The sequence below is a fragment of the Candidatus Hodarchaeum mangrovi genome (genome assembly GCF_975850365.1).
Window position 1 is genome coordinate 1 of the sequence record NZ_CDLCQJ010000106.1, and the last position, 22,633, is coordinate 22,633.

The 22,633-nt window shown below is 32.4% G+C and carries 24 protein-coding genes; 17 read left to right on the forward strand and 7 right to left on the reverse strand.

The window, feature by feature from the left end:
* Positions 1 to 189 (reverse strand): hypothetical protein (locus ACWVCY_RS10640; protein ID WP_455142803.1); only part of this gene is annotated, 189 nt, incomplete at its 3' end.
* 383 nt (positions 190 to 572) lie between these two features.
* Here ACWVCY_RS10640 and ACWVCY_RS10645 point away from each other — a divergent pair.
* Positions 573 to 1,328 carry a GTP-binding protein gene (locus tag ACWVCY_RS10645; protein WP_455142804.1) on the forward strand — a complete coding sequence of 252 codons (756 nt, stop codon included), beginning with the start codon at positions 573 to 575 and terminating at the stop codon, positions 1,326 to 1,328.
* A gap of 109 nt (positions 1,329 to 1,437) precedes the next feature.
* Here ACWVCY_RS10645 and ACWVCY_RS10650 read toward each other — a convergent pair whose 3' ends face one another.
* Positions 1,438 to 3,216 carry a glutamate--tRNA ligase gene (locus ACWVCY_RS10650; RefSeq protein ID WP_455142805.1) on the reverse strand — a complete coding sequence of 593 codons (1,779 nt, stop codon included), beginning with the start codon at positions 3,214 to 3,216 and terminating at the stop codon, positions 1,438 to 1,440.
* 175 nt (positions 3,217 to 3,391) lie between these two features.
* On the opposite strand from ACWVCY_RS10650, the gene ribA reads away from it, so the two are divergent.
* Together ribA and ACWVCY_RS10660 are read left to right on the forward strand one after the other, a co-directional pair.
* A complete protein-coding gene (gene ribA, locus ACWVCY_RS10655; RefSeq protein ID WP_455142806.1) occupies positions 3,392 to 4,096 on the forward strand; it encodes a GTP cyclohydrolase II in 705 nt (234 codons plus the stop codon).
* Positions 4,097 to 4,132: 36 nt separating this feature from the next.
* Entirely contained in the window at positions 4,133 to 5,125 is a 993-nt protein-coding gene (locus ACWVCY_RS10660) for an AEC family transporter (RefSeq protein ID WP_455142807.1), read from the forward strand.
* Between the two features lie 28 nt (positions 5,126 to 5,153).
* On the opposite strand, the gene ACWVCY_RS10665 is transcribed toward ACWVCY_RS10660, so the two are convergent.
* Positions 5,154 to 5,771, reverse strand: coding sequence for a hypothetical protein (locus ACWVCY_RS10665; protein ID WP_455142808.1), 618 nt, complete (start codon positions 5,769 to 5,771; stop codon positions 5,154 to 5,156).
* A 563-nt stretch (positions 5,772 to 6,334) separates the two neighbouring features.
* Here ACWVCY_RS10665 and ACWVCY_RS10670 point away from each other — a divergent pair.
* Positions 6,335 to 7,897, forward strand: a complete 1,563-nt coding sequence (locus ACWVCY_RS10670; protein ID WP_455142809.1) for a hypothetical protein — start codon at positions 6,335 to 6,337, stop codon at positions 7,895 to 7,897.
* A 117-nt stretch (positions 7,898 to 8,014) separates the two neighbouring features.
* On the forward strand, positions 8,015 to 9,238 hold the full coding sequence (locus ACWVCY_RS10675; RefSeq protein ID WP_455142810.1) for a M24 family metallopeptidase: 1,224 nt from the start codon (positions 8,015 to 8,017) through the stop codon (positions 9,236 to 9,238).
* A 17-nt stretch (positions 9,239 to 9,255) separates the two neighbouring features.
* Here the strand turns inward: ACWVCY_RS10675 and mutM are convergent, their stop codons facing one another.
* Positions 9,256 to 10,119: a bifunctional DNA-formamidopyrimidine glycosylase/DNA-(apurinic or apyrimidinic site) lyase gene (mutM, locus tag ACWVCY_RS10680; RefSeq protein WP_455142811.1), complete on the reverse strand. Its 864-nt coding sequence runs from the start codon at positions 10,117 to 10,119 to the stop codon at positions 9,256 to 9,258.
* Between the two features lie 232 nt (positions 10,120 to 10,351).
* Between mutM and ACWVCY_RS10685 the strand changes: the two genes are divergently transcribed.
* Positions 10,352 to 11,029, forward strand: coding sequence for a CDP-alcohol phosphatidyltransferase family protein (locus tag ACWVCY_RS10685; protein ID WP_455142812.1), 678 nt, complete (start codon positions 10,352 to 10,354; stop codon positions 11,027 to 11,029).
* Between the two features lies 1 nt (position 11,030).
* Here ACWVCY_RS10685 and ACWVCY_RS10690 read toward each other — a convergent pair whose 3' ends face one another.
* Positions 11,031 to 11,873, reverse strand: a complete 843-nt coding sequence (locus tag ACWVCY_RS10690) for a DMT family transporter (RefSeq protein ID WP_455142813.1) — start codon at positions 11,871 to 11,873, stop codon at positions 11,031 to 11,033.
* Positions 11,874 to 12,142: 269 nt separating this feature from the next.
* On the opposite strand from ACWVCY_RS10690, the gene ACWVCY_RS10695 reads away from it, so the two are divergent.
* The gene (locus ACWVCY_RS10695; RefSeq protein WP_455142814.1) at positions 12,143 to 12,556 is read left to right on the forward strand and encodes an HIT family protein; all 414 of its coding nucleotides are present in this window, start codon (positions 12,143 to 12,145) and stop codon (positions 12,554 to 12,556) included.
* Between the two features lie 168 nt (positions 12,557 to 12,724).
* A complete protein-coding gene (fumC, locus tag ACWVCY_RS10700; protein ID WP_455142815.1) occupies positions 12,725 to 14,110 on the forward strand; it encodes a class II fumarate hydratase in 1,386 nt (461 codons plus the stop codon).
* Positions 14,111 to 14,126: 16 nt separating this feature from the next.
* Here the strand turns inward: fumC and ACWVCY_RS10705 are convergent, their stop codons facing one another.
* Positions 14,127 to 15,083, reverse strand: coding sequence for a PLP-dependent cysteine synthase family protein (locus ACWVCY_RS10705; RefSeq protein ID WP_455142816.1), 957 nt, complete (start codon positions 15,081 to 15,083; stop codon positions 14,127 to 14,129).
* Between the two features lie 251 nt (positions 15,084 to 15,334).
* On the opposite strand from ACWVCY_RS10705, the gene ACWVCY_RS10710 reads away from it, so the two are divergent.
* The 9 genes from ACWVCY_RS10710 (at position 15,335) to ACWVCY_RS10750 (ending at position 22,293) form a co-directional block, all read left to right on the forward strand.
* Positions 15,335 to 16,453, forward strand: a complete 1,119-nt coding sequence (locus tag ACWVCY_RS10710) for a hypothetical protein (RefSeq protein ID WP_455142817.1) — start codon at positions 15,335 to 15,337, stop codon at positions 16,451 to 16,453.
* Positions 16,454 to 16,509: 56 nt separating this feature from the next.
* Positions 16,510 to 16,965 (forward strand): hypothetical protein, encoded by a 456-nt coding sequence (locus tag ACWVCY_RS10715; protein WP_455142818.1) that lies wholly within the window; start codon positions 16,510 to 16,512, stop codon positions 16,963 to 16,965.
* Between the two features lie 50 nt (positions 16,966 to 17,015).
* Positions 17,016 to 17,495, forward strand: a complete 480-nt coding sequence (locus ACWVCY_RS10720) for a PaaI family thioesterase (RefSeq protein ID WP_455142819.1) — start codon at positions 17,016 to 17,018, stop codon at positions 17,493 to 17,495.
* A 33-nt stretch (positions 17,496 to 17,528) separates the two neighbouring features.
* A complete protein-coding gene (locus ACWVCY_RS10725) occupies positions 17,529 to 18,011 on the forward strand; it encodes a prolyl-tRNA synthetase associated domain-containing protein (protein ID WP_455142820.1) in 483 nt (160 codons plus the stop codon).
* 168 nt (positions 18,012 to 18,179) lie between these two features.
* Positions 18,180 to 18,728 carry a hypothetical protein gene (locus ACWVCY_RS10730; RefSeq protein ID WP_455142821.1) on the forward strand — a complete coding sequence of 183 codons (549 nt, stop codon included), beginning with the start codon at positions 18,180 to 18,182 and terminating at the stop codon, positions 18,726 to 18,728.
* Positions 18,718 to 19,398: a PH domain-containing protein gene (locus ACWVCY_RS10735; protein WP_455142822.1), complete on the forward strand. Its 681-nt coding sequence runs from the start codon at positions 18,718 to 18,720 to the stop codon at positions 19,396 to 19,398. The genes ACWVCY_RS10730 and ACWVCY_RS10735 overlap by 11 nt, the downstream gene beginning before the upstream one ends.
* Positions 19,399 to 19,402: 4 nt before the next feature.
* On the forward strand, positions 19,403 to 20,044 hold the full coding sequence (locus ACWVCY_RS10740) for a PH domain-containing protein (RefSeq protein WP_455142823.1): 642 nt from the start codon (positions 19,403 to 19,405) through the stop codon (positions 20,042 to 20,044).
* A gap of 114 nt (positions 20,045 to 20,158) precedes the next feature.
* Positions 20,159 to 20,971, forward strand: coding sequence for an ABC transporter ATP-binding protein (locus ACWVCY_RS10745; RefSeq protein ID WP_455142824.1), 813 nt, complete (start codon positions 20,159 to 20,161; stop codon positions 20,969 to 20,971).
* A gap of 5 nt (positions 20,972 to 20,976) precedes the next feature.
* Positions 20,977 to 22,293 (forward strand): ABC transporter permease, encoded by a 1,317-nt coding sequence (locus tag ACWVCY_RS10750; RefSeq protein ID WP_455142825.1) that lies wholly within the window; start codon positions 20,977 to 20,979, stop codon positions 22,291 to 22,293.
* Positions 22,294 to 22,398: 105 nt separating this feature from the next.
* On the opposite strand, the gene ACWVCY_RS10755 is transcribed toward ACWVCY_RS10750, so the two are convergent.
* A partial coding sequence (locus tag ACWVCY_RS10755; protein ID WP_455142826.1) for a hypothetical protein occupies positions 22,399 to 22,633 on the reverse strand: 235 nt, incomplete at its 5' end.

Genomic DNA, 22,633 nt, shown 5'->3' on the forward strand with positions numbered 1-22,633 from the left:
AAGTGATCGATGAAAACCGATTGCTAGATCCTTATTTTTTAATACAATATAAAATAAAACACTACCGATTAAATCTAAATCAGGAAAAACTGATCCGAAGACGAGCCCTATACGTAAAAATTTTTGTGTTTGATCAATTCGACCTGCAAGAACTAATCCAAGTAATCCATGAAAACCTGTAGGTGCCATAAAAAAAGCAATTCCATATATTTTAATACATTAGTATAGAGAAGAATAATATCTCATATATATAAAAGGAATTATTAAAGAAATAATATTAATTTCTGAAACCATAAATACTGAGTATAAAATAGTAATTTAAGAAAGTCACTCCCTCTGATTCTTATTAAGTGTTTATAAATGCATTCAGGACGATAAAATCATTTATTTCTGTACTTTCTTAATACATAAAAAATTTTTAATCAAACAATTCTCAATAATTATCTGGTTTGCTTTTACCAATAATTAACATTATAATTTTAAATTCGAAGAATTTGTCTAGCTAATCTTTTTTATTTTTAATTTAGTCTTATAACTAAGAATCAATAGAAAGTTTTCTTGGAGAAGATTCAATGATACTTCGGGGTTCAAGCAAGGTCTCACGTGTTTTGAAAGCAAATTTCCCTAATGGTTTTCGTGGGGTATTCAAGATTAACGTTGTTGGTTCAACAGGTGCTGGAAAAACAGAATTTTTAAAACAACTTCTTGGAGAGTTATTTACCCCAAGTACTGAGACTAAAAGGCGTTCAGAAACTGAAAATAAAGTAGATTCAACACATACTTGGTATCGTATCGGAAAAGAAAAAACTAAGGATTCCACGACAACAATTTCAATGAATACGGTCGGAATTCTTTTAGTTAGGACTCTTTTTAACTCTATAGAATTTCATCCCGTCTCAATGGTGCAAGAATTATTGTTAAGAGACGATATTGAAGAAATTTATCAAATAGTTTTCTTTGATAATGCTGGTCAGGAAAGATTCGACTTTATGCCTCAAATTACCATGCGAGGGGCAGATGTTGTTGTAATTCTCGCTGATGGTACTAATATGAGTAGCATAGAAAAAATATCTTACTTTTTAGAATTAACAAGAAATGAGGGATACCGTACATCAGACGGTACAAATTCAATTCCAGTTATTATTCTACTCAATAAAGTTGATTTAATCAAACACGGATGTTATATAGGTTTGGAAAGTGTTCGACATTTAATAGGTAATAATCCAAATTACGAATTTTATGAGACATCTATGAAAACTAGAACAGGATTGGATGATACTATTCGGACAATTGTTTCTAAATTGCATGAAAAATCATCTCAACTTTAATACAGATTTGTAATTAAAGAAAGATTCTTTTGTACTCTAACTGGAAAGAACTAAATATTTCCTGTTAAAAACTAACAATAAGTTTTTTACCTTTCATTCAGATATTCAATTAGCGATGAGTCCAGATTGCTTGAATTTGTTTCCCTATCTTTTCAATCCGGCAAAATGCATACCTTTCAAATTGTATGACCTGTCCTGGTAAAGTTTTATTAAGATCAGGTTCACCATATCCCAACACATAAGTTCCATCGGTCATCAATATTTTGACAGGAATAGCATTAGACACTGGAACCCATTGAGCCATAATTGCATGATGTTCTCTTGCATTTTGAACATCAATGCTATGAAAGCGTCCAATTAGTTTTTTTGTCTCAAATGCTTGTTTCTTTCCCTTCACAATTATTTTCTTGGGAAGACTTTTTTCTCTCTCAAGTGTAATATTAACTAAGTCCTTTAATCTTAATAATGATTCATAGCTTGATGTAATATCTTCCTCTGATATATAAACAGAACATTCTCCATTTATTATATCTAATGGGATAGTTCTTGTTCCTAATTTGGGATATTCAGGATGAAGAAGAGGTTTTGCAACGTTATATTGTTCAGGAAGGTCCTTTAATGTTAATATTACCGGATTGTAAACAAAAAAGTATCTATGAACTTTCGCATCAATGCGTGCCCGATTTATTGAATAAATTTGAAGAGGTGAGAAAGTAACATCAACAGGATTCATTCCTAATTCTAACAATGCTTGGTATAAGGCTTCAGCTTCAATTCCACGCCGTTGCAGAGATTGTAGTGACCAAGTACGTGGGTCTTTCCAATTTTCATATATACCTTTGTTTATTAGTTGAGCTGTATTACTTTTGCTTAATTTTATATCTACTAGCCTCATCCTACCATACAGACTAATACTTGGTTTAGTCCAACCATAAATGTCCCAAATCATTTTTTCAATATCCCCCTCTTTTCTCAAATCCTTTCCTCGAATAATATGTGAGATTCCCAGTTCATGATCGTCAATCCCCCAACTAAATTCTAGTAAAGGCCAAACACGATACTTTCCTCCAACTCGAGGATGTTCACGTTCAGAAATTCGAAGCATCACTGGGTCCCGTAGAGCAGGATCAGGTAAATTCATTCCTGTCTTAAGTCTTACCACTGCAGCTCGTTCTTGGTACGTTCCGTCCATCATTTTTTCCCAGCGGTCCAAGTTAACATCTGTGGAGATATTTCGACATGGACATTCTAATTTTTCATTTTTATATCTTGAACGCCACTCAACTCCTTCACATGTACAAACATAGGCTTTTCCTCGTTGGATTATATCCCTTGCATATTTATAGAAGAGATTTAATCGATCTGATTTATAATAAATGTTATTAATTTTAATCCCAAGATAATTTAATCCTTCTGGAATTAAATCATAAGCATTTGAATCAATTATTTTAGTTTCTGATCCAATAGTGTCATCAAAAACGAGCAATAACTTACCTTTGTATTTTTTGGCTAGATAATCATTTAATACTACCATTCTACTATTCCCAATATGCAAAGGGCCCGAAGGGTAGGGTGCTAGTCTTAATACAACTTCTTTGAATCGTTCTAAATTTGGTAGTTCAATCTGGATTTCTCGCTTTTCACGTTTTTCTTCTTTCAATAAAGAAGGATCCAATTGCTTAAGTCTAGTAATCTGATCTTCTAGAGTCATAGAATTTACTAATTCAATCTGTTTTTCGACCATAGTTTTTATATCACGAATTTTTGGTTTAAACCGTAACGGATCTAACTGAATTATAGAACCTAATGTTGAATTCAGAGCAGCTTTTCCATTATACTTCACTGCATTTAATAAGGTTTGTATTTCAACAATTTCTTCATCGTTCATTTTACTATACCTAAATATAAGAATAAATTTAAATTTTTAGAACAAAAAACCCTATATCAAAAGGGTATCAAATACTTTAGTAAAATGATTAAAATTTTTACATAGATAAATTCGATCTGAAATAATTTAATCTATAATATTTTATGGCACACATTTGCTTTTCTAGGTAATTAATATGCAAAAACTAAGTTTAGAGGAGATCATCAATCAGGACTTAAGAAATTTCAGTCATTGTCAAAAGCATACATCATGTGAGGACTGTGAATTACCAGTTTGCGTTATGATTGTTGCTATTGCTGATTTTCCAAGTCATTATGGAGATTTCAAGATCATTGGGTTTGTGAATAATAAAGATAATGAAGAACATATTGCCATTGTGAAAGGTGAAATATTAAACCAAGAGAATGTCTTAACACGAGTCCATTCCGCCTGCTTAACAGGGGATGCTTTAGGAAGTTTACGCTGTGATTGCGGTCCACAGTTACGAACAGCTTTAACTATGATTGAAAGTGAGAAATTGGGTATAGTATTGTATATGCAACAGGAAGGGAGAGGTATAGGTCTTCTCAATAAACTCAGAGCTTATGCTCTACAAGATGAAGGTTTTGATACCTATGATGCAAATGTAGTACTAGGGTTTAGGCCTGATCAAAGAGATTATGAAGTCGCTGGAGAGATGCTTCACAAACTCGGAGTTAAAAGTATTCGTTTAATCACTAATAATCCAGAAAAGGTCAAACAACTAGGTAATATCATTAAAGTATCTGATCGGGTACCACTTGAACTTCCCCCATCTCAATTTAATATCGAATATTATCAGGCAAAAAAGAATCGTTTTGGACATTATTTGTCAATTCATACAAAGGAACGCTCAAATTAATTTTACTAGAACATTAGACTTTGATCTGGTGAATAAATGGATTTTATTCAAGCATTCTTTGACCTTGCAAGAAATTTAGTGGTGGTTTATTTTTTTATACTTATTGGAATAGTTTGGCGATTTTCTCCACTTTATCAGGAAAAATTTACACCATGGTTTACCACAATTGCTATTTGGATACTATTTCCCATTATAATATTATCCTCTTTTAGTGAAATTGAATCATTTACAAGTCAATCAATAATTTTTGTGATATTTCTGACAATTTTAATTCACATAATAAGCTATATTACAATATATTTGATGTCACATAATCTAGTTCCATCTGAAATAGGAGCACGAGTACTCTGTAGTACCTTTCCTAATGCGTTATTATTTCCTTTTCCGATTATTATAGCAATGATCGGTTCTTCTGCATTATTTACTGCAACTATATTTGTTTTTGTAGCTTTAGTCTTACGAAATACTCTTGGAGTATATTTAGGTGTTTATTATGGATCAAAAAAGGTGAATACTTCATTCAATTCCAATGATTCATTTAAAATAGATGTTCGAAAAATAATTGTGGACACATTCAGATTTCCTCCCTTTATTGCGTTAATTTTAGGATTTATACTTTATTCCATTTATGGTCATACTATTATTTCTACTTTACCCAATATTGAGGTTATTAAAAATTTATCTTTGTATGGATCTTTATTAATAATCGGTTTCTCCTTTGAAAAAATCGAACAGCTGCTTCCTCGGAATCTTTTTTCAAAAGATATTCTTGAAGTTTCCATACCAAGATTTGTTATTTCCCCATTATTTGCTGGGATCATTCTATTATTAGTAAATGCACCTCCACTTGTATCAGTCCCGTTATTTATCCAAAGTATGGCTCCTCCAGCTGTTTCTAACATCCTTTATGGTCAATTCTTTCATTTTGATGCTGCAAAAATAAGCCAATTAATTACAAGTTTAACCCTTCTCGCGTTATTAATTTTGCCATTAGAACTTGTAATTATCTTACTGTTATTCCCATTTTAATAAAGGAAATGAATTTTTATATTAGAAACTAGAGAAAAGCCATTAGATTATCTGAAGAATGGTCATCAATTGATTTTTCACTTCGATATGCTCTTTTGGTGGTAATTGTGTAAAAAGCTCCTGTTGGTTCAACTTTTTCATCTATAGCTTTCAATACCTCATTTAATTCATTCACTGTTGGTAAATGATCCCATTCAAATGCATAATCGAATTCACCAATTAAGATTGATGATTTTAATGGGTCTAACATATTTGTGGTCTCTAACTTAGAAACCACCTCTTCTATCGCTCGGATTGCTTTTGTTATTGAAGGTCCATGAATGCGAATGAAAGAATATATAGTATTCTTAATATCTCTCCTCATATCACTAAAAAGTCGTTCTCGACTTGTAAAGTAACTTTCTGTTGTAATAGAATATTTTGTGGGAAGGTTTTCTAAGGATTCATCAATTTTCTCTATCAATGAGAGTAAAGGTTTTGGTGTTGGGTCTTCTATCCAAGTAAAGGCAAAATCATACTTTCCAATTACTATTTCCCCTTGTGATATTGGAAGTTCTCCTTTTGTTGCTATATTATTTGTAAGCTTTTCTAATGCTTCAATTGCAGCAGGAATTTGTGGACCATATAACCTAATATTTGATTTCATAGGATATAATACCTCTTTTTGCAGTTTTTTTAATTAAATGTGTAATATTTTATCCCCTATTATAGATTTAACCCATTCAGGGTATACATGAAGAAGAACTTATTTAAAAGCATTACAGGAAAAATGTCGAAATTCACAATAGAATTGGAATAGAAATAGTTGACTGCTTTTAAAATTTCAAAAGAAGAATTTATATCCTATATCCCTCTTATTCTATATTGGAGCGAGAAATAAATTTCATTTGATATACAATTGATTAATCACTGCACACTTGCTGAAATCACCTATTTAAACATTAAGTAGAAAATTGGATCATTAGAAATCCAACTTGATATATTATACTAATCTAGAGTTAACCATAGGTAAAACATGGGTAAAGCTTTTTTAAGAATTATTATTTCTATCAAATTCTGAAGTATATAGAACTATACCGTAGGTGATGCTTTATCGCAGACATAAAATCAATAGCGTCTTTTATTCCAGCTAATAGACTAGATGTTGACGAGCTTGTCAGTGAATATCACTCACTTTCCCAATTAAATTATAAGATAGCGCTAAAACGATTGAAAAATTCTGTGGATCGTTTCCGGAAAAAATCACTCAAATCTATCCAGTGGGTATATAATCAGCGATTATTACTCCGTGAAAAGGTAGTTCCTGGGCCTAACGAAGACGCTTTAACAGCAGGGGTTCAATCATTAAATAATGCAATACAAAGAGCAGGTATTCAAGCTCATGAAATTGATGCTTTATTTGTAGTTTCTGAGAGTTTTCCATATGCTGTTGGATCAAGCACAAAAATTGCTGGAAAAGTTGGAGCAACCAACTTGAAATTTGGATCTCGTGGGGAATTTGCCTGTAAACCTTTTGGAGAATTTTTAGATATAGCTTCAGCGCTTATTGATTCAGGAAGATGCTGTTATGTTGCAATCTGCGCGACTGATGCGAGTCAAGGGGCTCCAGGCGATGATTTAGAATTTAGTGCATCGTTTTATTCGACTTCAATAATTTTAGGTCCTAACAATACTGGTATTGCAGAAATTAAAGGAAGAACTTCAATTAATTATGATTTTAGCGACTTTATTCGAAAAGAAGGAGATGATTATCCCTCGCATGAAGGGCAAGGAACTAGCCTCGCCTTTCGAGGAATGATTCTTTCTGCTATGAAAAAGCATTTAGAACGGTTTAATGATATTAAACCAGATAGTCTTCCTAATAAAACATGGGCGATTCATTCTCCAAATGGAAGTTTTCCAAATGAGGCCTTGCTTGATATAAGCTCCTATTATAATGTACCTCTTGCAGAAAAAGTCTTTGATGAAAATGGGAATATGTTAGGAATAAAAGCCAATGTTAAGGTGTCTAATCTAGCCCCTCAAATTGCTAATGGATATTCAGCCACTGTACCGACAGCAATATGCGCAGCAATGGAATCAGGTAATACTAATGAGGAAATTATGGCTGTTTTCTATGGTTCAGGTGCTGGATCGGATGTTGTTACAATAAAAATGAGAACTGATGGAACAGAAATATCAAATTGTAATGTACCAACGGTTGAGGAACAAATTAAAACTAAACAAAAAATCACTGTAAAGGATTACTTCAGATTTCGAGATTCGATGGAGATAGCCGCAAGGAATATTGCTATTTTAGAATTAAAACCATTAGGTAGGGAATTCTATGAGATTCAAGGTTGTCCTAAGTGTGGAGCAGTCTATTTTGGGGACTCATGGACCAAATCTAATTTTCCTGATTTCAATCCCCCAGAGAAATTTTCTGAATTAGAAGGTCGTTGTTTACGTGGAATCCAAATTGACAAAAGTGATGGCAAACGAATATGTGGAGAAAAATTAGAGCGAGTTAAATTACCAAAACAAGGCATTATCAAATCTGTAAAGACTTTTAATCCCAAGAGAAAGAATAATTCGTACCCTGAAAATCCTTATTGGGTAATGTTTGATCAAAAAGCTGTTCGTGGTTTTAATTACAATCCAAACGACAATTTATTCGTTGAAGGTACAGAAGTAGAGGCAATAATCGGCCGTTGGCGTCCTGATCCGAAAGATTTTGTTCCTTATCTATATGTACCAATGTACCAACCAATACGGAAAAATTGTAGACACTAAAGTTTTTTAAAAAAGAGTTACAATAATTAACTCTTTTTTTCTATTTTTTGGTAAAATACTTTTAATATGACACTTAAAATCAGATTAGGGAATTTTTATTGTTCTTGGTGAATTTATATGGCATCTTCAGAGCTTCCTGAAAAGTTACAATATCAAATAATCAAAGAAAAACACTTACTTATTCCTCAGATAATGCAAAAAAATCAAATTGATTGCTGGATAGTTTTTGTAAGAGAAACAATGATTACTAAAGATCCAATTTTTGACCTAATTGTTGGGGGAGAGGCAGTTTGGGAGTCAGTGTTTATTTTCGCAACATCTCAAAAATTATTCAGAAAAATTGCTATTGTTGGTAATTTTGACGTAGCAGCTTTTAAAGAAAAAAGTATTTGGAGTGAAGTAATAGGATATACAGAAGGGATCAGTAAACCTTTGAGAGAGGTTATTGATGATTTAAATCCTCAAACGATAGCATTAAACTTTTCTATAAATGATGTGATTGCTGATGGACTTACTTATGGTATGTTCTTGAAAATTAAAAAAATCTTAAATCATCTCCAGGAAAAATTTTGTTCTGCTGCGCCTCTTATTCAATCATTAAAAGGAATAAAATCTAAAACTGAGATTCAATTAATTTTAGAAGCCTGTAAACTTACTGAGAAGATTAATCAAAACATAACAAGTCAATTAAAAGCGAATCTTTCAGAGTCTGAAATCCAAAATCTTTTTTACCATGAGATGGAACGATATAATGTCAAAAATGCGTGGCAGAAGAGCTCTTGTCCTTCAATTGATGCAGGTCCAGATAAACAGATAGGTCATATAGGTCCCTCATCAGATAATTTTGTAAAGCATGGTCATACCCTTCATAACGATTTTGGGGTTAAATTAACTGGTTATTGTTCTGATTTGCAGCGTATGTGGTTCTTTGGAACCCCCTCCGAATTACCATTGGAATTACGACATGGTTTTGATACAGTCTATAATGCAATATCTTTAGCAGCTGAAAAAATGAAACCTGGAGTCGCAGGTTATTTGATAGATCAGATCGTAAGAGAATATGTAATTTCACAAGGTTATGCAGAATTTCCTCATGCTTTAGGACATCAAGTTGGTATTAATGCCCACGACGGAGGGACAATTTTAGGACCATTATGGGAACGCTATGGGAACACTCCCTATGGGTTAATAGAGAAAGGAAATATATTCACATTAGAACTTCACGTAAAAACGAGGAATTATGGATATATCTCTTTAGAGGAAATGGTTGTTGTTGATGAAAATTCTGTTAAGTTCCTTGTTCCAAGACAAACAGATTATATCTATATCAATAGCCACTAGACCATTTAATAATTGTATTAGAATTCCTGACATTTAGGGCAATAATAGGTGCTTCTATCTTTCTGAACGATTCTTTCGATTGTAACATTGCATTCTTTACATTCTTGGCCTTCTCTATTATACACCGAGTGCCAATATTGAGCTTCTCCTTCAACTCTTGAAGGTCGACTATAAGGTGTATTATTAATAGTACTTCCTCCATTTGAGAGAGCTTTATGTAATATTATACTGATAGATTCTCCTAACCTTTTCCTTTCCTCCTCTTGTAACGTTTTTACTACTCGAGATGGATGAATACGTGCTAAATATAATGATTCTGATTTATAGATGTTCCCCACACCTGCTACTAATTTTTGATCCAATAACAACTCTCCTATTATTTTTTCCTGTTGTCTAGGATGTGCTAATTTTTCTAAAAATTCTTCTAGAGGAAAAGGGTCTTCTAAACCATCAATTCCCAAACTCTTTATCGGAGGATATTTTTTAAGGAGACTAAATGAAGGAAAAATCCTGAATTGCCCAAAATTTCTAATATCATCGAATACTGCAACGTAAGAACCTTCTGTTTCAATTACTACTTTGGGATGAGTTACATAATTCAAGTAATCTTCTTTGTTTGAAATTAAACACCATTTTCCTGACATTCCAAGATGATTTAAAATAACTGGTTCTATGGGATTTTGGAAAGCCCAAATAAGAAATTTACCAAAACGGTGTATCTTTGTTAAGATTGCACCAGAAAATTGATTGAACCTAGATTCTTCTCCTTGGTATTTTGAGTATTTTTGAGAAAGTGGAGTTAAAGAAATCTTCTTGATTTTTTGGTTAAGTAGAGGTAACAATTCCCTTCGAACTGTTTCGACTTCGGGTCCTTCGGGCATATTGGTTCGTTATCCTCCTCAACTTATTAATTATATAAGAATTATTTTATATTTACCATAGAAACACATAAACAATCTAAGAATCAATGTGTTATTGGTTAAAAATATAAATTAACCCTAAAATTATTGAAATGGTTAAAATGCTTTTCAAGGTGAAGTACAGCTGTCAATACAACGATTTTTTACAAAATTTTCAAAAGAAAACAAAGATAAAGATGAGAAATTTCAATTTATGAAAGAGGATATTACTATCCGCTTTATGCGGACTTTTGCAACCCCTACTGCAAAATTCTTCAGTAAATTTTCTTTCATCACTCCAAATCGTGTAACCATTACAGGTTACTTATTAACAATCCTTGGATCTTTGATTTTATTTAGTGCTGACTTCCAAGAAGAATTTATTATTCGAAGAGTTCTTTTATTTCTTGTAGGATTATGCTTTTGGCTTTCAGCTCTTTTCGATTGTGTTGATGGGCAACTTGCACGATTAAAAGGTATAACAAGTAAGAAAGGACACTGGTTAGATAGCGTTCTAGAAGATGGAAAAGGTATTCCTTTTTTTATAGCATTAGGGTTTTATATTAAAGATAACGAAGGACTTTGTACTTTATCAATTTTAAACAATGATCTCTTCACCTTTAATGTTTGGTTTCTTCTATTTATAATGATGGCTGGACATTTATGGGTAAATTCAATGGCTTCTTATAATACACAAATCTATAAGGAACCACAGGTTGTATCACATGGAAATTATTATGTAACGTGGATTTTTTTAATTTTTGATATGTTAGATTGGTTTATTTTTTTATTCACTGTTGGAATAATTATCAGTGTTTTTTGGACCTTTTTCGAGATTATTTTCCTTAGACCAAAAGAATCCATAACCGATTCCAATTCAAAAACTCGGTAGATTATGGAATTTTACACTTTGTATTTTCAATATTACTAAATTTAAAAAATGTTGATGTACCTATTATAATTAAAAGAATCCCTACCCATTGTATTAATGAAATTGTCTCATAGAATGAAATTAATCCAGCAATCGTTGGTATTAAAGTTGAAAAACTAAAAAAAATTGGGACTACAACTATTGCTCTTTCTCTTTGAAATCCAGTTTGTAAAGTAAAGAACGAGATTAATTGGCATAAAATAAATATTCCAAGAAATAACCAAGCTTCAAACGAAAATCCTACTTGTATAGTAAATAATTTTGTAAATATTGATCCTATTCCAGCCGAAATCCCCGATATTAAACCTAGAAGAATTCCTGATTTATCTGGGAACCAAAAATTTTGGCTAATAAGCAGTAAAAATACAAATAGGATTATAAAAGATAAATAAATTAACATATTACTTCCATCATACAAATTATTTGTTAATGTAATTGACTTTGATTCAAATGAAATATTTATAAGACCAAAAAGTGTAAGTCCGAGACCTATCAACTCCAAAAATCGAAAAGATTCATTCAACAATATTATGGCTAAAAATGCGAGAAATATAATTCCGATGTTTTGAACTGGAGCTACTACTGAAATGGGAGCTACCGCAATTGCTAAAAAATAGAGAATCCAGCCTATAAATGTACAAAATGTCCCTAAAATCCAAGTTTTATAAGTAAAAAGTCTTTTAAAGAAATATATGGGTTTAATTGGAAGGAATGAGGGTAATTGAGAAGCCTGTTGCTTTTGAAGGAAGAAACCAAGGTTGAGAATGCAGGAACCTGCTATTGCTATAATAATTGGGATTATCAATGGCTTTCCTTTCAAACCTAAAATTTCAGGAATTTCCCTATAAATGGTTCTAATTATCCATGAGAAGTTGTATCAGTATTGGTAATGAATTAAAATGCTCTTTATAAAAAGTTATTCAAAGAATATTTTAATAAATTGACTTTTTGAATCTTAAATAGCTTTAAACATAGATTTCACAGGAATTCTTCCTGATTAGATTTAATTAGAGGAAAATACTTATACTAGATTCAAATAAAACAATAATAATTTATAAAAAAGGAAGTAATGCAGTGGTTGATTGTATTTTTTGTGACATCATTCATGGAAGGGAACCAGCCATTCGAATTTATGAAGATGATAAAACCATAGCATTTCTCGATATTGCCCCATTAAACCATGGACATACTTTAGTAATTCCCCGTAACCATGTTGCAGAGATTTATCACATTTCTGAAGAAGATATAGCTGCAGTTGCGAAAACAGTTCAAAAAGTCGCAGCTTCATTGAAAAAAATATTAAAATGTGACGGGATGAATATTTTCAATACTAATGAGAAAGCTGCTTGGCAGGAAGTGGATCATCTTCATTTTCACGTGATTCCAAGATGGTTTAAGGATGACATAAAGCTTCAGGTTATAAGGAAAACATTAGATATTGAAGAAGAAGTACTAACCGAATTAAAACAATCTTTAGAAAATCATTAAAGAAATAATTCGACTTATCATCCTTGATGGGTCTTTATAAGATATATATAGTTCAAAATTTCTTTTATTTCTCATTAGGTGGGGAGATAAAGTAGAAAAGTTTTGAAAGGATATATTTACAACTTAAGGTAAAATTGAAAAGAAGAAAAAAATACAGAGGTTGAGAATTTGAGCAAATATAGAAAGGAAACTGATAGTTTAGGAGAATTATTTGTACCCATAGAGAGATATTGGGGTGCTCAAACTCAAAGATCTATTGAAAATTTCCCAATCGGAAATGAAAGGTTTCCACCTGAATTTATAAGAGCAATGGGAATTATAAAATTAGCATGTGCTGGTGTTAATCAAGATCTAGGACTAATTACTCCTAGTATTTCAAAAGCAATTGTCCTAGCAAGTAAGGAAGTAATTGAAGGGAAATTTAATTCTGAATTCCCTTTAGTTATTTGGCAAACAGGGAGTGGAACTCAAACTAATATGAATGTCAATGAAGTGATCGCTAATCGTGCTAGTGAAATTCTAGGAGCAAAAATAGGATCAAAGAAAATTCACCCCAATGACCATGTAAATCGTTCTCAGTCATCGAATGATGTTTTTCCAACGGCTATGCATATCTCTACAGTTGAAAAAATACATTATCACCTTTTACCTTCATTAAATCATTTTTTAATGGCATTAAAGCATAAACAAGAAGAATTTAAGGATATAGTGAAGACAGGACGAACTCATCTCCAAGATGCTACCCCAGTTACTTTTGGACAGGTATTTTCTGGCTATATTACCCAAATTGAAAATGGGATTTCTCGGATAAATAATACATTACCACATTTATTTGATTTAGCGATAGGAGGAACAGCTGTTGGAACTGGACTTAATTCACATCCTGAATTTGCTACAAGGGTGGCACATAGAATAAATCAAATAACACAATTACCGTTTAAGTCAAGTAAAAATAAATTTGAAGGAATAGCAGCTCATGATGCTATTGTTGAAGCTAGTAGTGCTGTAAAAATAGTAGCAATAAGCCTTATGAAGATTGCAAATGATTTACGTTGGTTAGGTTCTGGCCCTCGGACAGGATTAGGAGAATTAATTTTACCTAATAATGAACCTGGAAGTAGTATCATGCCAGGAAAAATAAATCCTACTCAGGCTGAAGCTGTGACTCAAGTGGCTGTACATATTATTGGAAATGATACAACAATAAGCATCGCTGGTTCTCAAGGGAATTTTGAATTAAATGTATTCAAACCAGTCATGATTTATAATTTGCTTCAATCAATTCAACTATTAGGAGATGTAGCTGTTAGTTTTGCTAATCGATGTATAGACGGTCTAAAGGTAAATCACTTAAAAATTCAGCATGACCTTGAACAAAATTTAATGCTCGTAACGGGGTTAACTCCTATAATTGGATATGACAAAGCAGCAGAAATTGCTCATAAAGCTTATTTACAAAATAAAACACTAAAAGAAATAATATTAGAAGAAAATCTTTTCAAAGAAAAGGAATTGGATAAGATTCTTGATCCAAGAAGAATGACTCATCCATAATTAAAAAAAGAAAGGATTAATGGATTATCCTTTGACTTAAGTACTTAACACCACTATCCGGGAAGATGGTTACAATATTCCCTTTTATACAATCTTCATTAAAAAGACAATATTTTGAGATACCCACTAAAGCTGCCCCCGAACTTGGTCCTACTAGCAATGAAGCTTCTCTAGCTAACCGTTTTGTCATTGATTGCGCTTCATTGGCCGTCACATAAAATATTTTATCCACTTCTTTTTCCTGGTAAATACTTGGAACTATTAATGCTACATCAGTGTTTCTTAGCCCTGGGATAAACGAATCTTTTGCAGGTTGGACCCCAATAACCTTTATATTTGGATTTTTTTCCCTTAAATAACGACTAGTACCCATAATTGTACCACCTGAACCTATTCCAGCAATTAAATGAGTAATTGTTCCATTTGTTTGCTTCCAAATCTCTCTTCCCGTTCCTTCATAATGGGCATACCAATTAGCTTGATTGTTAAACTGATCTAATAAAACAAATCTCTCTGGTTCTTTTTGAACTAGTTCCTTTACTCTTTGAATTGCACCATCAGTACCATTAATTCCTGGGGTTAAGATAACGCGAGCTCCTAGTCCGCGAATAATATCAATTCTTTCTTGACTGGCAGTCTCAGGCATAATAATACATACTTGGTATCCTTTCAATCCTCCAATCCAAGCTAATCCAATCCCAGTATTTCCACTACTAGGTTCAATTATTTCTTTACCCTCTGTCAACAATCCTGTACTTTCAGCTGCTTCGATCATAAACAGAGCTGGACGATCTTTAACAGACCCTCCTAAATTCATCATTTCAAGCTTTGCGAAGATTCGAACATCAGCTAACTCTGAAAAGATAGAAAGATAGGTCAATTCAATGAGAGGAGTATTTCCTATAAAATGTAATTGGGGAGCATGTCGATGCCTTTTAATTTCGGGTATGTTTGTATAGACAAAAACGATCACCTAGCATAATTAAATCCTCCAAGAAACCACAATTAATTATGTTTATTTAAGACTCCTTTACGTTCAGCGGAATATTAATTATGTTAATGTTATTGTGTAAATTACCCTAACAATGTCTTTTGGTAATTCAAACTGAAAATTTGTAAAAGTTTAATTATTAATCACTATGAACTGCAAATATCGTCAAAAAATAAAAAAATTCTTAATATTTCAAGATTTTTAAGACTTAAAAGTGTAGGATTATTTCGATTATGGCACAACATAAAAAAATCTCTTCAGAAGAGAAGGAATTCTCGAAAGAAAGGTCTAATATCAGGATACTAGCTCTAGGACTGATTTTACTATTAATCGCTATATTAATTTCCGATTTTTTCGTTGATTTAAGGTACCCTCCTGAACGTAAGCTTCCTGTGGATTTGCAACCCCTTTGGGCTAAAGATAAAGAATTAGAAGTCACAATGAACTTTTGGGGAGATCTAGGTATCTTATTTAGCTGGATAATTGTGTTAATAGGTTTAATGCTTACAATTTATGGTGGATTGAACTATGTTCGTGCTCCGATATATCGAAAATTTGACACAAGTTTCATAGAGGCATTTACAAGTGCTTTCAAAACAGATAAAAATTTTGTTTTTCTTGTTGGCTGCACATTCATATTTGCTATTCTTTGGGTCTTTAATTTGTTGACTTATCCCCCTTCAGGTCCTTTATATTTTCTTAGGAAAGTTTTTCTCCAACAGAAAGCACCTGAAGGCTTTCCAGTAGAATCATTGCATACACTTTCAACCTATGGAGCTTTTGCCGTTATCCAAGATACTGCAATCCTACTGATTTATCTGTACATCATTTATGTTCGACTTCGTCCTGGGAAACAGTTTGGTGAAGAATTTGTGAATTTTGCAATGGAAAGGACACTATTCTTAGGTGTTTTAATTTTTACATCACTTGTTCATGCAATAGGTCACATGCCTTTTGAACTGTATGGACAAGGCCAATGGGGGACTGGTTTTACTACTTTAGAAGCTTGGTTTGCGTTTGATAAATTTTTGCATATGTTTGCAAGTATGGCTATTACCATGCTTCTCTTTATGATAGTAACAAACCAATTTCAAAAATTTGGTGCTGAATCAACTTCCTCATCTTTATTTGCCCTTTTAATCGCAATTGCTTTTATGATCAGTCTGGGTTTAGCTTGGGAGATTTATGAATGGATAACAAATTTAGTGCTTGTTTTAGGGCATTATGAAGATGAGATCTTAGATGCTCCTAAAGATTTAGTTTGGGATTCAATTGGTGCGGTCATAGGTGCAATTCTTGCTTATATTGAGCTCCATCGTGAGAAGAAAGAAATTCCCCAATCATTATCATGAATCCGAAATAAATTAATTTATAATTATCAGACAAGTAAGCATCTATTGAGAGAAAAATGCTAAACAGTGCTTTTCATGAACAGTTTGCTTCATTATTGAAAAGAATATATCAAGATAAAGTTTTACTTCTGGCAATTGTTACATTAATAATAATATCCTTAGGAAATTTTTATAACAAATTGTTTCTTGATTTTGAGCCTCTTCAATATTCAATATTTTCCTATGATAAAAGCCAACACTTTCTCGCTTCGATCATACTTGTAAGATGTTTTTATTGGGTAATTGACAATAATCAGAGTAATATTACTATTAAGAATAAGTTGATTTACTCTGCAGGATTAGCACTTGGAATTTATGGTTTAATATGGGAACCATTTGAATTATTAACTTTTATATTTCAAGATAATCTAAGAGATCAATTTATATTGGAGTTAATGGATGTTCCTTTAGATTGGATTTATGATATACTTGGAGTTTTAGTTTCTCATCTTTTGGGTTATCGAACCTTTTAATCAATCTTAAAATCTTATTCAAAAAATTTAGAAAAATTGGGGAAAAAATTATGCCAGAAAAAGCTTTTCAAGATTATTATCCTGACAAACTCGGTGTCTGTTATGGTTGTGGGAGGCTTAATGAGCATGGATTACAAATTAAAAGCTATTGGAGTAAAAATAATGAGGAATCTATTTGCTATTTTCAACCCAAATATTATTACACTGCATTGAAAGGATATGTCTATGGAGGTTTGATTGCATCCCTAATAGACTGTCATGGGACAGGAACAGCAGCTGCAGCAGCCTATAAATTTGAAAATCGAGAAATGGATACGAATCCTCCCTTACGTTTCGTAACAGCTTCTTTACATGTTGACTATCTAAAACCAACTCCAATTGATACAATATTAGAACTTAGAGGAACTGTAAAGGAAATAAAAGGTCGAAAAGTAGTAGTTTCCGTTACTTTATCAGGAAAAGGAGAAATTTGTGCTCGCGGGGAAGTAATTGCAGTTCAGGTGCCTGATTCCATGATCCCTAATGATTGAGTAAAAATTCTTTCAGGATTTATCGGGATATAAATGGAAAAATCTTTAGAAAATTGGCTAAAACAAAATCAAATTGAATTTATACTCCATCAGCATTCTCCTGTATATACAGTAGAAGAAGCAAGGGAGCATTGTTATCATATTCCCGGTATGCATTGTAAAAACCTTTTTCTTAAGGATTCTAAGTCAGGAAAATTTTTTCTACTAACACTTCCTGCAACAAAGATTATACCAATTAGTCAGATTAGAAAACAAATTGGGGTAAAAAAGCTTTCTTTTGCAAATCCTGATGAATTATCCAAAGTACTTAAGTTGAAACCTGGATCAGTGTCCCCTTTTGGTTTACTACATGATAATCAAAAGATTATTACATTTTTAATTGACCAACAAGTTTGGAATGCACCAAAGGTATGTTTTCATCCTAATGTTAACTATGAAACAATTGAATTAACCCAAGATAACTTTCAAAAGTATATTCAGTTAATTAAAGTACCAAAAATTCTTCTAGAACTTTAGGAATTCTCTACTTAATTATTATGAGCCTTTTTGGAAAAAAAGATAGGTGCAATACCTGAATTTGATTCTTGACTTTATTTTAAACAGAATTACCTCTATGGAAAAAAATATATATTACCATTATATGGTAGCGCGTGACTGATTATTAGTAATGAGGTCTTGAAAGAAATGAACGAGATTCTCTCAAAAAAGCAGCTCGAAATTTACAAGCTACTTCGAGATGGATTCTCGATACAAAAAATTGCTGAGATTGAATTATCAAATGAAATTACGACTAAATCAATTAAAAAAGGTAAAATTGCAGAGAAGGATAATGAAGAGGAACTAGAGAAGAAAAAAAACTATATTAGAAAAGTAAAATCAGAGATAAAGAAAAAATTTGAAAATGAATTCCAAAAAATAGCAAAAAGCTTACGTTTAGATTTAGACCTCTCCCAAGTGTCTGGTGATACGGGAAGAACTGGTTTAATGTTCGGATTTGATTGGGTTCATAATACAAAAGTATATCTATTCTTTACAGAGAAAGAAGGTATAATTGTATGGTACGAGCATGAATGTTCTCCACGATGCAACGAAATGTGTGAAAAGACATTGAACTCAATCATTGATGAAAGAAATGTATTTCTCCCGTCTAGTGGTGCCAAGCTAGCAAATCTTTCAAAATTTCGTCTTCTAGTAGAGGAAATAAAGAAAAAGAGTGATTATGATGAAAAGTAAAGAAAAAGTTATAGTAATTCGTGGAGATGGAAAATTTCCTCCCCCAACCGAAATTCGACGAATAAGACCCTCACGACGATTATTATGGAAATATTACTTAGATATTTTATTGGTTTGGATTGGGATATTAACTTTTAGTTTTATTATTCCTCAAGTATTTAATTATCTTGTTAGATTTGATAGTAATCCTGATTCTACTGATCCATTAATTATAAATCTGATAATTACCGTTATTTGGATAATAGGGGTTTTTGGTTCATTAATCGCATTAATATTACTTCCTTATTATGTAAATGAAATGGAATTTATTGTTCATGGAGATTTTATCACTGTTAAAAAAGGAATTATAAATAAAACAGTTAAACACGTTCCCTATCGTGGAATAACAAATATTTCAACTGTTGCAGGGCCATTAGATCGAATTTTTGACATGGGTTGTGTATACATTGAAACTGCCGCCCGATCCGGTACAAGTAATAAACCTGAAGAGATTTTAGAAGGATTAATACTTTATCATGAAATTAGGGATTACATACTACGACGTTTACAAGCTTTTAGACCTAGTATAGTTAGTAACTCAGTCATTTTAGAGCCTGATAAGCTTTTAGAAGAAAAAATTTTAATGGAATTAAGAGATCTTAAAGAAAAATTTAGAAATATTGGAGATTAAACAAATGAAAAGAGAAAATGAAAAGTTCTATCCAGAAATTACTTTTGGATTAAAAATAATTTTAACATGTATAACAATAATGATACTAATAACGATGGGAATAGGCCTTTTAATTGGATTCATTGGTTATACATCACAGTTTGATACTGATATGGAGTTTATAAACTGGTGGAATAGTGATGGAATTTATTTAGCACAGATATATTTCTTTATTATGTTCCTAACTATCGTGATTGTTCTTTTTGTGAGCATTTATTACACCATGACTATTGAATATCAAATAACAAATTCCGAAGTGATCGTAAAAAAAGGGGTACTCAATAAGACGGTTAAGCATATTCCTTTTAGAACAATAACAAATGTTAGTTCACGATATGGACCTTTTGATCGTATATTTAGATTGGGTACTTGTGAAATTGAAACTGCTGGAAAATCAGGACAACAAACTGGTCCAGAAGCTAAAATTGAAGGCATCAAGAATTTCTTAACAATACGTGATGAAATTCTTGAAGAAATTCGTAAATTTAAGGGTCAATATACCACAACAACTGAGTTAGACACTCAAGAAAAACCAGTTCTTGAGGAGAATTTTCTAAAAGCGATTTTAGTTGAACTTAAGGAAATTAAAGAGGTTTTGTCAAAATAACCTCTTTTTTCCGTAAAAATCTCCCTTATAAAATATTGTGGATCTATGGATCTAAACGACCAAAAACGATCAAAAAACGATAAGATGTGCCAAATGAATATTTGAGGCGATTTTATGAATATTGTAGAAATCGAAAATCTGACGAAGAAATATAAGAAAGTAACAGCCTTAGATAATGTCACATTGGATATTAGAAAGGGTGAAGTCTTTGGATTGTTGGGGCCAAATGGAGCAGGTAAAACAACACTGATAAGACTTCTCATTGGTTTAATTAAACCCACATCGGGTACAGCTCGTATTCAGTACGATGGTTTTGGACCCTATGATATTCGTAAAGACATTATGGAAATTCGAAAAAAAAGTAGCCTTCTACCTCAAGAGGCAGAAGTCTATGAGAACCTAACAGCAAAAGAGAATATACTTTATTATGGAGAGATGTATGGTATGCCCTCTGATAAGGCATTAAGGAGAACTGAAGAACTTATAGATTTAATTGGGCTTCGTGGAAGAGAGAATGACGTCACTAAAGAATTTAGTGGAGGTATGAAACGAAAAGTATTGGTTGCACGAGCCTTAGTGATGGATCCTGATTTAGTATTTCTTGATGAACCAACTACTGGAATTGATATTCTTGGAGCACGGACAGTACGTAATCTAATTAAGAAGTTGTCCAAAGAACTTCATAAAACGGTTATACTCACTACTCATGATCTGAGTGAAGTTGGTGAGCTTTGTAATAGGGTTGGAATTATGGTGAAGGGAAAGTTAGCAGCAGTAGGAACACCTGATGAATTGGAGCAAAAATTCCAGAAAGCTGGTATTGAAGATGTGTTTATCGGATTAACAACGGGAGAAGGTGTTATATCCGAAGTAACTTTACCAATAAAGAAAAAAAGAGGATTAATGAGTCTTTTAAGTCGTAGGTGATAAATATGGGCATTTTAAATCAGATTTTCTCTCTTGTTAAGCAAGAACTAAGATCAGCCAGTCGATCACGATATATTGTACTAAGTTTTATCTTGATGCCAATGTTGATGTGGGGGATACAAGGAGGAGTTCAAGTACTAATTGGAGCGTCACTCGAATCCTCCCAACAGGGACAGGTAATATATTTTGTCAATTATGATACTGGGAACGGGACGGATAATATGGGAAATGAATTTTTATTAGCTTTGCAGACTAGTACCCAAACAAATGGATCCTTACTATATGGTGCAATAATAAACCATACACGTTATGCTAATTACAATTATAGCCAATTAATGACGATTATTCATGACTCTAAGACTGCTAGTAAAGCTACTCCTCTAATAATTATTCCTAGCAATTTTACTAGTGTTTATACTGCGTTTGACATTAATGTAAACCCTATTTTTCCTAGTGTCGAATTATATAGCCTTCCTGGGGGTTTGATAGGAAGTTCCCTTCTTGAAGCAGCAATAGGTATGATAGTTTCTTCAGAACCCTTCACGATGGTTAATGTTGATAAAGCCACAATAATTTCAAAGGAATCTATTACTTTTCCAGGAGAAGAAGGTGCAGCAAGTTCTTTTGGAGCTGGATTTATTGGTTTTTTATCAGTGATTATTGCTGTTATGGCTCCTTCCCCATTTGTTTCAACCTCTTTCGCTGGAGAACGTGAAAAGAAAACAATGGAGTCCTTACTTGCATTACCGATTTCTCGATTTAATATTCTACTAGGGAAGGTGCTAGCAGGCATGGTTTTGCTTACAGTTTTTGCAGTGATGAATCTCGTAGGTCTTTTAGGTTTTTCATGGCTTTTGAGTAGTCAATTTGCTGATAATGATATTGGAACATCGGCAATGTTTTCAATAGATATCTCAATTTGGTTATTGTTATTAGTTGGAATTACCATGTTCCTTTCTGCATTTGTATCTATTGGTATTGGGATATCAGTAGCCAGTTTAACAAAAGATGTTCGATCAGCAGAATCTCTTTATACTTTAATTATGTTGGTTCCATCCATGGCTGTAGGTATTACTGGAATGTTTGGTGCTTTACCTGAAGATGCTTTTGGTGGTGCAGGTATATTTCTTTATATAATTCCATGGGCTCATAGCTTGGCTCTTTTAAGTAAAGGACTTTATCCGCAAACTTATGCATCTTCTACTCTAACAGGAAGCATTCCAACAGATATCCTTTTACATGTTGGATATATTGGTCTTGTAATCATCATCTGTTTGTTTATTGCTTCAAAAGTGTTTGAACGGGAAAATATCTTAACCTAACAAACACTATTTTCTTTTTTCCATTATTCATGAATATAAAATAGAATTAATAATTGAGGCATAGTTTTAAAATTTATAATGCAAATAGAAAAAAGAAAAGCCAATCTATTTTTCCTTTAAATAATTTAAGAAACGCCTTGCAGTATAAGAGAATTTCAATGAATCTAGCTCTCCATTCCGATATTTTGTTTGTTGGGATTGATATAGATCAAACCAATCTTTATCCTCCTTGACTTCAAGGTCGATTTTATCTTTATATTTAGTTATTTTAGCAATTAAGTCTTGAATTTCTGCGTCTTCAACTTGTTTTCCAGGTCCAATTTTTCTTTCCACAGGAACA

Excerpts from the sequence above, each read along its gene's own strand:
- ACWVCY_RS10645 (WP_455142804.1), top strand. The coding sequence starts at position 573 with ATGATACTTCGGGGTTCAAGCAAGGTCTCACGTGTTTTGAAAGCAAAT.
- ACWVCY_RS10650 (WP_455142805.1), bottom strand. The coding sequence starts at position 3,216 with ATGAACGATGAAGAAATTGTTGAAATACAAACCTTATTAAATGCAGTG.
- ribA (WP_455142806.1), top strand. The coding sequence starts at position 3,392 with ATGCAAAAACTAAGTTTAGAGGAGATCATCAATCAGGACTTAAGAAAT.
- ACWVCY_RS10660 (WP_455142807.1), top strand. The coding sequence starts at position 4,133 with ATGGATTTTATTCAAGCATTCTTTGACCTTGCAAGAAATTTAGTGGTG.
- ACWVCY_RS10665 (WP_455142808.1), bottom strand. The coding sequence starts at position 5,771 with ATGAAATCAAATATTAGGTTATATGGTCCACAAATTCCTGCTGCAATT.
- ACWVCY_RS10675 (WP_455142810.1), top strand. The coding sequence starts at position 8,015 with ATGGCATCTTCAGAGCTTCCTGAAAAGTTACAATATCAAATAATCAAA.
- mutM (WP_455142811.1), bottom strand. The coding sequence starts at position 10,119 with ATGCCCGAAGGACCCGAAGTCGAAACAGTTCGAAGGGAATTGTTACCT.
- ACWVCY_RS10685 (WP_455142812.1), top strand. The coding sequence starts at position 10,352 with ATGAAAGAGGATATTACTATCCGCTTTATGCGGACTTTTGCAACCCCT.
- ACWVCY_RS10710 (WP_455142817.1), top strand. The coding sequence starts at position 15,335 with ATGGCACAACATAAAAAAATCTCTTCAGAAGAGAAGGAATTCTCGAAA.
- ACWVCY_RS10715 (WP_455142818.1), top strand. The coding sequence starts at position 16,510 with ATGCTAAACAGTGCTTTTCATGAACAGTTTGCTTCATTATTGAAAAGA.
- ACWVCY_RS10720 (WP_455142819.1), top strand. The coding sequence starts at position 17,016 with ATGCCAGAAAAAGCTTTTCAAGATTATTATCCTGACAAACTCGGTGTC.
- ACWVCY_RS10725 (WP_455142820.1), top strand. The coding sequence starts at position 17,529 with ATGGAAAAATCTTTAGAAAATTGGCTAAAACAAAATCAAATTGAATTT.
- ACWVCY_RS10730 (WP_455142821.1), top strand. The coding sequence starts at position 18,180 with ATGAACGAGATTCTCTCAAAAAAGCAGCTCGAAATTTACAAGCTACTT.
- ACWVCY_RS10735 (WP_455142822.1), top strand. The coding sequence starts at position 18,718 with ATGAAAAGTAAAGAAAAAGTTATAGTAATTCGTGGAGATGGAAAATTT.
- ACWVCY_RS10740 (WP_455142823.1), top strand. The coding sequence starts at position 19,403 with ATGAAAAGAGAAAATGAAAAGTTCTATCCAGAAATTACTTTTGGATTA.
- ACWVCY_RS10745 (WP_455142824.1), top strand. The coding sequence starts at position 20,159 with ATGAATATTGTAGAAATCGAAAATCTGACGAAGAAATATAAGAAAGTA.
- ACWVCY_RS10750 (WP_455142825.1), top strand. The coding sequence starts at position 20,977 with ATGGGCATTTTAAATCAGATTTTCTCTCTTGTTAAGCAAGAACTAAGA.